Origin of the sequence: Nevskia soli (genome assembly GCF_903970205.1) — a bacterium.
GTDB lineage: Bacteria > Acidobacteriota > Terriglobia > Bryobacterales > Bryobacteraceae > Bog-113.
The window spans coordinates 1-10,909 of sequence record NZ_CAJCHS010000073.1 but is presented as its reverse complement, the minus strand read 5'-3'; the positions used below and the strand labels follow the sequence as shown (position 1 = coordinate 10,909).

The following is a 10,909-nucleotide window of genomic DNA, read 5'->3' as shown; positions in this document are numbered from 1 at the left end:
TTTTGGAGATCGGGAACCTGGTTCTCTACAGCACTTTCACCCCGGCGACTGAGGACGGACAGCCCGTCCCAGGTAAGATTCTGGTGGCTGTGCATCATATCAACGTGCGAGGGTAAGTCGTAGGCTATGCGGCGGCAACTTTGCGGCTGGGTGCCAGGTAGTAGGGCGGATCGACCGAGAAGCAGCAGCCGCCGCCCGCGCGGGTAAAACTCAGATTAACGTCGACGCGGACTTCCCGGATTACCGGTTCGTTGACACCCTCACGGAGCTGCTCAGGCAACTAACGCCAGTCATTTTAAGGATCGTAAGTAGCAGTTCAGTGCCGCAAGGCGAGAACGCCTAGTCCGGCGAAGCCGGACATCCGTAAGGTCTTCAATTGCCTAAAATCCACTGAACGGCACGGAGTACCAACGGCCGCTCCTTTCGTCTTAACCCCCAATAGACTTTGAAACCATTGAAAAGCTGGTATGACCGCTCCCATCCATCCATGTTTTTATGTTTTCGTACGCTCGGCCTCACAACTCGACAGGTCCGAATCGTGGTTCAGTTCCTTGGTGTCAGTGCACAGGTCTTATAAGCGAATTTGGCGAAGCTCTTGGCGCTGTTAACATCCGCATTGTGCGTATAAACGCCTGCGCTCAGCGCCCAAATGATCGAGAGCACGACCATTACCCATATTTTTCGACTTGGCCTCGTGGATGTTAGTGTCTCCTGTTTCGCACGAAAGGACCAGGAGCCACATGGGCGGGCGAGCTACCGTTGAAACGCGAATTGAGCATCAGGCCTGAAACAGCGCGACGCCGGCCGTCGTCGCCGCGCGTGTCAGTAACGCGTCGAGGCTGGCGAGCGGCAGGGCTTCGCGGATCGCCAGGTCGAGATAAGCGGCATCGTAGACCGTGAGCTGATACTGTTTGGCGACCGCGAACACCGCGTCATGGGAAACGGGCCTACGCAATCCGATTAAGAAGCCTGCCAACATGGCTAGAAAGTCATCGCCATGCACCTCGCTAATCCGGCGGCGGCGCACGCCGATCAGAACACTGTTGCGGATTTCATAGGCCCATAAGCCCGGGACGAGCACAGCCGCTCCGTTCGCCAACACGTCAAGCGTCGCTTTCGCATAAGCCGTTTGCTCATCGGGAAAGCACCAAGCCGCGGCTATGGACGCATCGAAGACCGCAACAGCCATCAGGGGCGACCGAAGTTGATGTAATCTTTGACCGTCCAGCCATCAGGGTCAGGCTTCACATCCTTCTGCAATTCAAGAATTCGCGCGGCCGCCTCCTGGGGCGAACGACGCGACTGTGCCGACGACTGAACGCTATCGGCGAGCTGACGGGAAGCCCAGCCTTCCAGGCTCAGCCCTTCCTCGGCGGCGCGCATCTTAAGAGCGAAAGCCTGGTCGTCGGGGAGCTCGATCGTAATGCTGGTCATGGTCGGCTCTTCTTCTCTTCCAGTTTAAGGAAATGGCGGCGCGCTGTCCACAGGTCCGTGTCTGCTGTCGCAAAAACGCTAACTTTAACTTATGCAACCCGAACCCGAGCGACCCTATCATATTCAGTCAATCAAGGTCATCTCTCGATTGATCTCTGAAGATAATAGCTCGAATCAGCAGATAGCACGGACAAGATCCTCAGGTACTTGGATCTTCAGTTGTCGCGGGCGGCGCGTTGGATCGATGAGGAAGCGGATCTGTTAGCTGTCGTGTTGCGAAGTCAAATCGATCTGCGGTTCTGGGCCGACTATGTTTCTACTGGCCCTGATGAAGCCGCGTTTCTCAACGAAGTGAATATCGATGCTCAAGAATTGCACGAGAAAATGGATAAGGCCTCTCCGGGTGCGCTCCAACCGCTGCCTGTCCGGATGGGAAAGCGAATTAAATTGACGCGCAGCAATGACGAAGAGGAATACGCCTTCTGCGTGGTGGCTGGTTTCCCGGCTTCACGATCTGAACTGGCACGATTAACCGGCTAGGGTTGAGCGGGACACTCGCAAAAACGACCGTTTTCGCGGCACCAAGGGCGGTAGAGAAAAGAAGCTCCAAACGCCGGTCCGGCCGATAGCGCCGCTCGTCGGGTTGAGTCCGTACGAGCCTCCTCTTTGACCGGCCGCTAGTATAGAGCCTTGCGGCAGCGCCTCGGTCAGCACTTTCTCACTAGTCCCCACATCCTCGATCGCATCGCCGCCGCAGCTTGCGGTGAACACACCGGCACCGTTGTCGAGATCGGACCCGGCAAGGGCGCACTAACCGAATATCTGCTCAAACGCGCCGACCGTGTCCTCGCCATCGAGATCGATCCGGAAATGATCGGCGTGCTGGCCGCCCGCTTTCCCGCCGAACCGAAACTCACGATCTTACAAGGTGACGCGCTCGATCAGGACTTTCAACCCTGGCAGCCGAATGTGATTTGCGGCAATCTGCCCTACTACGCGGCTACAGCGATTCTCGTCCGTGCCGTGCGCACCGGAGTACGAACTATCGGTCTGATCCAGAAAGAAGTCGCCGACCGCATCACCGCCAAGCCCGGATCGCGCGAGTACGGCTTTCTCACTTGCGACATCGCGCTATTCGCCGATGCCCGGCTGCTGTTCAACGTGAAGCCCGGAGCGTTCCGGCCGCCGCCGCAAGTCGATTCCGCAGTCATCGCGCTGGAACCGAACACGCGCGCCGCAACGCTCGGCATCCCGGTCGAACCGTTCCAGAAATTCCTTTCCGAATGCTTCCAGCACAAGCGCAAGACACTGAGGAACAATCTGTCAGGCGCTTACCCGCGTGAAGACCTCGCCGATCTACCGCTCGCATCCAAGCGCGCCGAGCAATGCTCGCTGGAAGACCTAGCGGCTCTCTTTCGCGCGCTGACGATCGGGAAGGAGTAGGGTCAGCGCGTCGGGCACCATCCGGATGCGAGCGGGCAGCGCGCCGATCAGTTCCCCATCCGCCTGCAGATACACCGCGTGTCCGTTGGCCGACTCCAGATCGACGGACCCCGTTCGCGCGAAGGAAACACCCTTGAGGTGCGCCAGCCGCCGGGTGGTGACTGCCACCAGATAATGCAAATAGCGCCACGAGTCGCTGCCTTCAAAAAGCACGACTTCGAACTCCGGATCCTCCAATCTCACCTGAGTCGCGATTTCAAAGTCGCCGCCGTAATTACGCACTTTGCTGATCAGCGCGAAGGAACACCGCTTACGGGCGCCGTTGAAGATCACATCGACTTCCTCGAGGCGACGGCCCAGGAACTGCATTCCGCCCAGAAAATACGCTAGCTTGCCCAGCCGCATTTTGAGCGGATCGTGCAGCTCGTAAATGATCTGCGCGTCGAATCCGGCGCCCGCCATCAGTACGAAGTAGCGGGCTTTCTCAAGGCAAGTCTCGATACATCCGAGCGGCACCCGATGCGGAACCAGATCTCCGATGCCGCGCGCGGCACGGGTGATGCTTCGCGGAATGTGCGCCTCATGCGCGAGCACGTTGGCCGTCCCCGCCGGCAGGATCGCCAGCGGCACTGGGGAGTGGGCCAGCCCCGCGGCGACTTCGCTGATGGTGCCGTCGCCTCCCGCGGCCACGATGAGATCGGCGCCATCGCGAATCGCTTCAGCAGCGGCGCGACCCGCGGTGCGCGGCGCTTCGGTCGCAACCAGTTGGACTTGCGCCGCGCACCCGCCTAAAATCTCCGCTGCCCGCTGAAGCCCATGCAGGCCGCCCCTTCTGAGCTGCCCTGCGTGCGGGTTGTAAATGATCACAGCGCGCTGGTACTGCCGAATAGCGTTATCCTGTCCCCGCATCATTATATTGGTTTTATGCCGGAGGACTCGGAAGTACGCCGCGAAGTCGAACATCTGCGGGATGAACTGCGCAAGCACGAGTATCTCTACTACGTACTCGACCAGCCCGAAATCTCGGACGCCGACTACGACCGCATGATGCGCGAGCTCGATAGGATCGAGCGCGCCCATCCTTCGTTAATCGCTCCGGATTCGCCCACGCAACGAGTCGGCGGCAAGGCGCGCGAGGGTTTCGTCAAGGTGGCGCATGCCGCGCCGATGATGAGCCTCGACAACGCGCTGACCACCGAAGAATTTCTGGAATTCGACCGCCGCGTGCGCGGGCTGCTGGGGGAAGAGCAGCCGCGGTACGTGGCCGAACTCAAGCTGGACGGGCTCTCGATGGCCGCCCAATATCGCGCCGGTCATCTGGTTCAGGCGATCACTCGCGGCGACGGCGTGATCGGCGAGGATGTGACGGAGAATGCGCGCACGATTCGCTCGCTGCCCCTGAGCGTTGCTTCCAAGTTCGCCGACTTTGAAGTGCGGGGCGAGACCGTGATGAACCGGGCGGCTTTCGAAGCTTTGAATGCTTCGCGCGAACAACAGGGTCTCAGCCGCTTTGCGAATCCGCGGAACGCCGCGGCCGGTTCGCTGCGCCTTCTGGAGCCATCGGTGACGGCTTCGCGCCGCCTCGACTTCCTTCCCTACTATGTGCTGCGCGAGGGCAAGCCGGCGTTCGACACGCAATGGGAGGCGCTCGAGTGGTTGAAGCACCACGGCTTCAAAGTCAACCCGAACCGCAGGCTGTGTGATTCAGCCGATGAGGTTCTCGACTTCTGCTCGAAGTGGGAAGCCAAACGCGGGGATCTGCCGTATGAGATCGACGGCGTCGTCGTCAAAGTCGATTCCATCGCGCAACAGGAGAAGCTGGGTGCGACGGCCAAAGCTCCGCGGTGGGCAATTGCCGTCAAATACGCCGCCCGGCAGGCGGTCAGCGAGGTTGAAAACATCACCGTGCAGGTGGGCCGCACCGGAGCCCTGACCCCGGTCGCCCACCTCAAGCCCGTCAGTATCAGCGGCGTTACGGTTTCTCGCGCCACTCTCCACAATGAAGACGAGATCGAGCGCTTGGGTTTGAAGATCGGCGACTTCGTGGTGGTCGAGCGCAGCGGCGATGTCATCCCGAAGGTGGTTCGCGTTCAGACCCAGGGATCCTACCGGCGCGACTTCCACATGCCGGCAGCCTGTCCGGTGTGCAATGGCAAAGTCGTTCGCGAGCCCGGGGAATCGGCGTGGCGCTGCATCAATATCAACTGTCCGGCGCGGCTCAAGGAATCCATTCTGCACTTCGCGTCGCGCGGTGTCATGAATATCGATGGGATGGGTGAAGCGGTGGTCGACCAGCTGGTTGACCGGGGGCTCGTGAAGAGTGTTGCCGATCTTTACAGCCTTACACTCGAGCAGTTGGAGTCGCTCGACCGGATGGGGAAGAAGTCCGCCACGAACCTGCTCAACAATATCGAGAGTTCCAAGCAAAATCAGCTCCCGCGCGTGATCACCGCTCTGGGGATTCGATTTGTGGGTGACCGGACATCCAAGCTGCTGGCCGAGGAGTTCGGATCGATGGACAGAATCGCTTCTTCGTCGGAGACCGATCTTCAAAAGGCGGGCGAAGTCGGGCCCAAGGTGGCTCAGAGCATCGCGCTGTTTTTCAGCGAGAGCGAAAACAAGAAACTGATCGAGCGGCTTCGCGCGGCGGGGTTGAAGTTTGAGTACCCGCGCGTGTCCAAATCGACATCGGCGGTTCCTTTAGCCGGCAAAGTCTTTGTAATCACCGGAACACTTCCCAACCTGAAGCGAGAAGACGCCGCGGCGCAGATCGAAGCGCTGGGCGGCAAAGTTTCCTCGGCCGTGAGCCGAAAGACGGACTACCTGGTCGCCGGCGGCGATCCCGGGTCGAAGCTTGAAAAAGCGCGGGGGCTCAACGTTCCGGTAATCGACGAAGAGCAGTTAATCAGCCTTCTAAAAGGGGAGTATAATCACAAATAATTGTTGCCACTAAGTGCTGGGACGAGTAATCTAACTGCCACGTGAGCACCGTTTTGATTGTCGACGACGAACCGGATGTGCTGCGTCTGGTGGAGACTGTTCTCGCACGAGATGGGCATCAGATCGTGACCGCGAACAATGGCGAACGGGCATTGGAAAAGGCTCGCGAGGACGGCGTGGTTCCCGACCTGTTGGTGACCGATGTGGTAATGCCTGGGCTGAGCGGTCCCATGGTCGCCGAGCAGTTGGCGCAGGAAATCCCCGGCTTGAAAGTTCTGTTCATTTCCGCGTTTGAGGACCGCCAGGTGGTGCGGCGGTATGTAAGAGACGCCGGATACGAGTTGATTTCCAAGCCGTTCCAGATCGACGAATTATCAACGAAGGTCCGGCAGCTGCTGGGCGGGGCGGCGTCTGCAGACGCGGGGGATGGCGTTCCGCGCGATGGACTTTCGAGCAAAGGGCAGCACGGCTAAGAACTTGGAATCGTCGAAGTCGCTCGTCGGCCGCCGTTTTTCGGTGCGAGGGCGAGTGCAGGGAGTCGGTTTCCGGGACTTCGTGCAACGCGAGGCGCATCGCCGCGCGATCACCGGCTATACACGCAACCTGGTGGACGGTTCGCTGCTGGTGTGCGCGGTGGGTAGCGTTACTGCGATCGCCGAACTCGAAGCAATTCTGAACCAGGGTCCGCGCGGTGCGGACGTTCACCTGGTCGAGGTGGAAGAAATGCCCGCTCAGGAATTCGAAATCTTCCGCATCGTCCCGTAATTCTGACGCCGCATCGTTCGGAAAGTGATGGAATAGCGCGTTTGCCTGGCCGGAGGAATTCCGTGCTGCCACGTGGTGCGCGCCGGCCCATCAAGCAGGTAGATCGATCGCCGCGCAACCGCGAGCTCGCGCGTCACCCTTTCGCGTTCGAGGCGCATGCGGAAGCGGCAATCGGACAAAAGCGAGATGCCGACGATCATCCCGAACGGCGGCGCATCGCGATGCCATCCGATTCCAGCGCCGGGGTCGTATCGGGTAACCAGCGCTTGTTCGATGGACGAATTGTCCAGATCGGCCCACCTCGCGGCCTTGTTCCGAAGGTCTTCGAGGAATTGAGGAATCGGCTCGGCCGGCGCGATTTCGCCGTCGTCGAACCGGTAGGCCCAGCCGAACGTCACGGTTTGGCGTTTCCCGGTATATTCATGCCAGCGGAAGTTCTTGAAGTTGAGGCTGCTGATGGAATCGAGGACGGACGCTTCCTGCTCGGGCGTTAGAAAATCTGGCTGGTAACGGAAGCCTGCCGGCATCTCGGGGGTGTAGTCAAAGAGCGCGGGCTGCATGGAACGTTGCTATTTTTTCTGAACAGTGACGGCAGACCCTCCCTTTCGGTCGGGCTCAGAGTGAGGTTCGACGTCGGCCACACGGAGCCCGTCGCGCTGTAGCCTCCGCGCGATCTGCACAGATCCGGCGCCGAAACACTATAGAACCGAAAACGGAACGTTGGTCGAAAGAGTGCCCTTCGGCGTGACCACTTGTATGTTTCCCGTGGTTGCACCGGAGGGCACAACTGTCGAGATCGAAGTGCCTGAACGATTGACCGTGAATGCAGCGGGTGTTCCATTGAATGTAACGCTCGTCGCCCCTGTCAATTGGGAGCCGAGAATCTTGACTCTCGCGCCAACCTCGCCAGCACCGGGATGCGTTTCGACGAATGGACGTAGTCCGTCCGCGAGGCTGAAGATCGTGCCCAATGAGGCGTTCGTGCCAGTATCGCCACCATAGGTTGTCCCTAAGAAAAATCCATTGGTTGCCTGGGTGAGACCGCCTTGGGGGGAATAGCCGTCCGGACAAGGCCCTTCTGGGGAACAAAAGGTATAAAGTGTCGTCAGCATGCCGCTGGGTGTGATCTTAAAGAGTGTCCCGCACCCCGTGTTGCCAAACTCACCGTTACAGCCAAGGCCGTAAGCGCCGCCGGCGCCCGTCTCGCCATATAAGTTTCCGTCACTGGCTGGGAAGAGTAGTCCCGTTGGGTCCTGACCGTCGGTACACCCGTCTCCCTGAAGGCAGAAGTTATAAAGGACCGTCAATGTGCCGTCCGGTGTCATCTTGAAAATCGCGCCGTCACCGCGCGTGCTCGATGGCCCTTGGGTTGTACCGTAAAAGTTCCCGTCCGGGCCCTCGACCAAACCTTCCACGGGAGTGGCCCCGTCCGCACAACCGCTCAACGAGCAAAAGCTGTAGAGCGTGACGATCGTTCCGAGCGCGGTGATCTTGAATGCCGTCCCGTGATTATTGGCTCCGCCAAATGTGGTCAATCCGTAAAGGTTTCCATCCGCGCCGCGAACCAGCGATCCGTAAGTCGGACCTGAGCCGTCCGCGCCGGTGAACGCATGAATCGTAGTTAGGGCGCCGTTCGGAGTAATCCTGAATACCGTGCCGAAGCTGCCGTTAACACCGCTACCGCTCGTTGTCCCATAGAGTTCGCCGCTGGGCAGCAAGACCAGCGACGCTAGAGGATATTCGCCGTCGCCCGCCTGCGAGCCGAAACTGTGGAGCGTCGTGAAGGCGCCGCTCGGGCTGATCTTAAAGACCGTTCCGCAGTCACAGCCGGAGGAGCCACCGTATACGGTTGTGCCGTATATGTCGCCTTCGTAGGACTCGACCAGTGCCGCTGTTGGATAAGCGCCGTCCGTGCAATTACCGCCGTCCTTGCAGAACTCGTATATGGTCTTCACGGTGCTGTCTGGTCCCAATACGTAAACCGTGCCGCCTCCGAACGGGCCGCCATCCATCCCGCCGGTCGTTGTTCCCCAAAAATAACCGCTACCACTTTGAAGTAGGGCGGTCATGGGGCCTTCGCCGTCCGTGCCGTTGAAGCTGAAGAGGGTAGTGAGAGTTTGCGCGGACGAAGTACTCGCCCCTGTTATAGAAAAAAACCAAAGGAGAAATGGGATGTCAATCCGTCGCATAAAAGCTCCTGGGAATACGAAACGGCCCCGGACCAGAGGTCGAGGGCCGTCGAGAACGCCGAACTGGCGAAGATTTTACGCGAGACTGGCTTTCTTCTCGGCGCGCTGCTTCGCGTATTTGCGCTCGAACTTGTCGACACGGCCCGCGGTATCGATCAGCTTCTGCTTGCCCGTGAAGAACGGGTGGCAGGACGAGCAGATTTCCACGCGGATGTCGCCCTTATGAGTGGAACGCGTTACAAACTTGTGCCCGCACGCGCAAGTCACGTTCACTTCGTTGTAAGCGGGGTGGATACCAACCTTCATGCGATTACAGATGACCTTTCAGAGGGGGAAGATTCAAGGGTAGCATAATGCAGAAACGCCATTGCGCACACACAAATCCCCGGCGCACTCTCACGAGCTGCCGGGGATCGGTAGCCTACAAAAACTCTGGAGGCAGGAAGTGCTTCTTGCAACCGTGCGAAGCGGCTGATCTTATCGAACGGGACCGGGATCCAACAACAAATCACTGACTCCGGAAGCACGTTCGCCAGAACAGCGGATTAGCAGTCGGCCACCTCGCGCGGCTTACAACTATCTATCATATGTTGTTTGGACCACCTCCTTCTTCAGTGATGCCTTCACGATAACGCCACTCCACGAAATTTGTCAATATCCAGAACCGGGATTCCCGTACGAACCGCATTTTGTTGAACGGCATAAACGCAGACCGCTACACATGGTATTACCGACGCAAGCGTCCCACAAGGTATGATGCACAGGGGATTTCCGGTTGAATCGCAACGCGGCAGACTGGATTGCGCGGGCCGGATTTCTGATTTCCGGGCTGTTCTGTTCCCTGCCCGGCGCGCTGTTACCCGCCTGGGGATTCGACGTTTCCAGCGACTACGCGTCCGCCGGCCGCTACTTTCTTCCTCTCGTGTTTGGACTGATTGCGAGCGGCGTTCTTATGCAACGGATCGCGGCACGGCTAAGCACGCGAACGCTGCTGCTGCTGGCCGGGATCGCCGGCGCTGCTGCGTTATGCGCGCTCGCGGAGTCGGGCTTGGGCTCGGTCGCGGGAAAAGGGGCGCTCGCCGGTCTGGGGGTCGCAGCCGGCTTTTTGCATGCCGGCCTGTTTCGAGCGCTTCTCGCCAGTTGGGAGCGAAACCCCGCGCTGACGATCAACTCGGCCGGAATCTTCTTCGGAGCCGGTTCCATCACCACGGCGCTGCTCGCGGCGTTCACCTTCTTCGCGTGGCCGGTCGAACGGCTGCTCTTCGTGATGGCCGCCATTCCCGTGGTCTTCACCATTTTGGCCGCCCGCCAAACGTTTCCAAATTTTGAGATCGGCCACGGAGCGCCGATCCGCAGGCAGTTCCGCAGCGTACTCGCGCTACTCTTCGCCATGCTCCTGTTCTTCCAGTTTGCGAACGAATGGTCGATCGCGGGCTGGCTGCCGCTATTCCTGATTCACCGGTTTTCGATGAACCCGGCTACGGCGCTGTGGCTGCTCGCGGTCTATTTCGCAGCGATCGTGCTCGGACGGATCGCCGCTTACTTCCTGATCCCGCGCGCCAATCACTGGCGTGTGCTGGCTGTGAGCGGATCGCTTTCGGTGTTCGCGTGCGCGGTGCTTTCGATCACGGACAACCGCTTCGGAGCCGTCATTTGCATCCTGCTGCTCGGCATCGGATTTGCGCCCGTCTACCCGATCCTGGCCGCCTGGATCGGACGCCGGTTCCCGGATTACCACCCCGGTTTCTTCAACGGCATCTTCTCGGCCGGACTAGCGGGCGGCTTGCTCGCGCCCTGGCTGCTGGGTGAGTTGGCCGCGCGCACCGGAGTATGGGCCGTGACCACGCTGCCAGCGTTCGGGACCTGCATGGTGATGCTGCTCCTCGGCCTTATCTGGCTGCATGCGAAGATGACCGGTGAATGAAGCTCGCGACCGCGCTGTTTGTGGCTGCCGCATTGCATCCGGCGAATGCGGCGGCGCCCATTTCGCAGCGTTGTGCGCGTATTCTCGCGCAGTCGCCGATTGCGAAGACTGGGTTCGTCGGCATGCTGGTGGAAGACGGCACGGGCCATCGCCTGTTCGCTGTTAATGCCGATCGCGCGTTCGTTCCGGCGTCGAACACCAAGCTGTTCTCGAC

General features: G+C 59.7%; 13 protein-coding genes and 1 pseudogene. 7 read left to right on the top strand and 7 right to left on the bottom strand.

What is annotated here, in order from left to right:
- Nucleotides 1-124: 124 nt before the first annotated feature.
- The 3 genes from H1Y01_RS03675 to H1Y01_RS03665 form a co-directional block, all read right to left on the bottom strand.
- Entirely contained in the window at nucleotides 125-280 is a 156-nt protein-coding gene (locus tag H1Y01_RS03675; protein ID WP_180538888.1) for a hypothetical protein, read from the bottom strand.
- A 498-nt stretch (nucleotides 281-778) separates the two neighbouring features.
- Nucleotides 779-1,189 (bottom strand): type II toxin-antitoxin system VapC family toxin, encoded by a 411-nt coding sequence (locus H1Y01_RS03670; RefSeq protein WP_180538886.1) that lies wholly within the window; start codon nucleotides 1,187-1,189, stop codon nucleotides 779-781.
- A complete protein-coding gene (locus H1Y01_RS03665) occupies nucleotides 1,189-1,434 on the bottom strand; it encodes a hypothetical protein (RefSeq protein WP_180538884.1) in 246 nt (81 codons plus the stop codon). The genes H1Y01_RS03670 and H1Y01_RS03665 overlap by 1 nt, the downstream gene beginning before the upstream one ends.
- A 207-nt stretch (nucleotides 1,435-1,641) precedes the next feature.
- On the opposite strand from H1Y01_RS03665, the gene H1Y01_RS03660 reads away from it, so the two are divergent.
- Complete coding sequence (locus tag H1Y01_RS03660) at nucleotides 1,642-1,974, top strand: hypothetical protein (protein ID WP_180538883.1); 333 nt, start codon at nucleotides 1,642-1,644, stop codon at nucleotides 1,972-1,974.
- Between the two features lie 150 nt (nucleotides 1,975-2,124).
- Nucleotides 2,125-2,877 carry a 16S rRNA (adenine(1518)-N(6)/adenine(1519)-N(6))-dimethyltransferase RsmA gene (gene rsmA, locus H1Y01_RS03655; RefSeq protein ID WP_257644407.1) on the top strand — a complete coding sequence of 251 codons (753 nt, stop codon included), beginning with the start codon at nucleotides 2,125-2,127 and terminating at the stop codon, nucleotides 2,875-2,877.
- On the opposite strand, the gene H1Y01_RS03650 is transcribed toward rsmA, so the two are convergent.
- Nucleotides 2,836-3,789 (bottom strand): diacylglycerol/lipid kinase family protein, encoded by a 954-nt coding sequence (locus H1Y01_RS03650; protein WP_219341235.1) that lies wholly within the window; start codon nucleotides 3,787-3,789, stop codon nucleotides 2,836-2,838. The two genes, rsmA and H1Y01_RS03650, sit on opposite strands and share 42 nt — an antisense overlap.
- Nucleotides 3,790-3,801: 12 nt before the next feature.
- Between H1Y01_RS03650 and ligA the strand changes: the two genes are divergently transcribed.
- Genes ligA through H1Y01_RS03635 form a run of 3 tightly spaced genes read left to right on the top strand, consistent with a single transcriptional unit; the run spans nucleotide 3,802 to nucleotide 6,582 of the window.
- Nucleotides 3,802-5,817 carry an NAD-dependent DNA ligase LigA gene (gene ligA / locus H1Y01_RS03645; RefSeq protein ID WP_180538879.1) on the top strand — a complete coding sequence of 672 codons (2,016 nt, stop codon included), beginning with the start codon at nucleotides 3,802-3,804 and terminating at the stop codon, nucleotides 5,815-5,817.
- Between the two features lie 41 nt (nucleotides 5,818-5,858).
- Nucleotides 5,859-6,290 carry a response regulator gene (locus tag H1Y01_RS03640; protein WP_180538877.1) on the top strand — a complete coding sequence of 144 codons (432 nt, stop codon included), beginning with the start codon at nucleotides 5,859-5,861 and terminating at the stop codon, nucleotides 6,288-6,290.
- Nucleotides 6,259-6,582: an acylphosphatase gene (locus tag H1Y01_RS03635; RefSeq protein WP_180538876.1), complete on the top strand. Its 324-nt coding sequence runs from the start codon at nucleotides 6,259-6,261 to the stop codon at nucleotides 6,580-6,582. The genes H1Y01_RS03640 and H1Y01_RS03635 overlap by 32 nt, the downstream gene beginning before the upstream one ends.
- Here the strand turns inward: H1Y01_RS03635 and H1Y01_RS03630 are convergent.
- The 3 genes from H1Y01_RS03630 to rpmE form a co-directional block, all read right to left on the bottom strand.
- Nucleotides 6,549-7,142 (bottom strand): alpha-ketoglutarate-dependent dioxygenase AlkB, encoded by a 594-nt coding sequence (locus H1Y01_RS03630; protein ID WP_180538874.1) that lies wholly within the window; start codon nucleotides 7,140-7,142, stop codon nucleotides 6,549-6,551. The genes H1Y01_RS03635 and H1Y01_RS03630 overlap by 34 nt on opposite strands.
- A 138-nt stretch (nucleotides 7,143-7,280) precedes the next feature.
- The gene (locus H1Y01_RS03625; RefSeq protein WP_180538872.1) at nucleotides 7,281-8,651 is read right to left on the bottom strand and encodes a choice-of-anchor tandem repeat GloVer-containing protein; all 1,371 of its coding nucleotides are present in this window, start codon (nucleotides 8,649-8,651) and stop codon (nucleotides 7,281-7,283) included.
- A 195-nt stretch (nucleotides 8,652-8,846) separates the two neighbouring features.
- Nucleotides 8,847-9,077: a 50S ribosomal protein L31 gene (rpmE, locus tag H1Y01_RS03620; RefSeq protein ID WP_180538870.1), complete on the bottom strand. Its 231-nt coding sequence runs from the start codon at nucleotides 9,075-9,077 to the stop codon at nucleotides 8,847-8,849.
- A 469-nt stretch (nucleotides 9,078-9,546) separates the two neighbouring features.
- Between rpmE and H1Y01_RS03615 the strand changes: the two genes are divergently transcribed.
- The gene (locus H1Y01_RS03615) at nucleotides 9,547-10,695 is read left to right on the top strand and encodes an MFS transporter (RefSeq protein ID WP_180538868.1); all 1,149 of its coding nucleotides are present in this window, start codon (nucleotides 9,547-9,549) and stop codon (nucleotides 10,693-10,695) included.
- Nucleotides 10,692-10,909 (top strand): annotated as a pseudogene (locus H1Y01_RS03610) (D-alanyl-D-alanine carboxypeptidase/D-alanyl-D-alanine endopeptidase); the annotation flags it as partial. The gene H1Y01_RS03615 and the pseudogene H1Y01_RS03610, both read left to right, overlap by 4 nt.

Coding starts and splice junctions, on each gene's coding strand:
- H1Y01_RS03635 (WP_180538876.1), top strand. CDS start 6,259: ATGGACTTTCGAGCAAAGGGCAGCACGGCTAAGAACTTGGAATCGTCG.
- H1Y01_RS03665 (WP_180538884.1), bottom strand. CDS start 1,434: ATGACCAGCATTACGATCGAGCTCCCCGACGACCAGGCTTTCGCTCTT.
- rpmE (WP_180538870.1), bottom strand. CDS start 9,077: ATGAAGGTTGGTATCCACCCCGCTTACAACGAAGTGAACGTGACTTGC.
- H1Y01_RS03625 (WP_180538872.1), bottom strand. CDS start 8,651: ATGACCGCCCTACTTCAAAGTGGTAGCGGTTATTTTTGGGGAACAACG.
- ligA (WP_180538879.1), top strand. CDS start 3,802: ATGCCGGAGGACTCGGAAGTACGCCGCGAAGTCGAACATCTGCGGGAT.
- H1Y01_RS03670 (WP_180538886.1), bottom strand. CDS start 1,189: ATGGCTGTTGCGGTCTTCGATGCGTCCATAGCCGCGGCTTGGTGCTTT.
- H1Y01_RS03630 (WP_180538874.1), bottom strand. CDS start 7,142: ATGCAGCCCGCGCTCTTTGACTACACCCCCGAGATGCCGGCAGGCTTC.
- H1Y01_RS03650 (WP_219341235.1), bottom strand. CDS start 3,789: ATGATGCGGGGACAGGATAACGCTATTCGGCAGTACCAGCGCGCTGTG.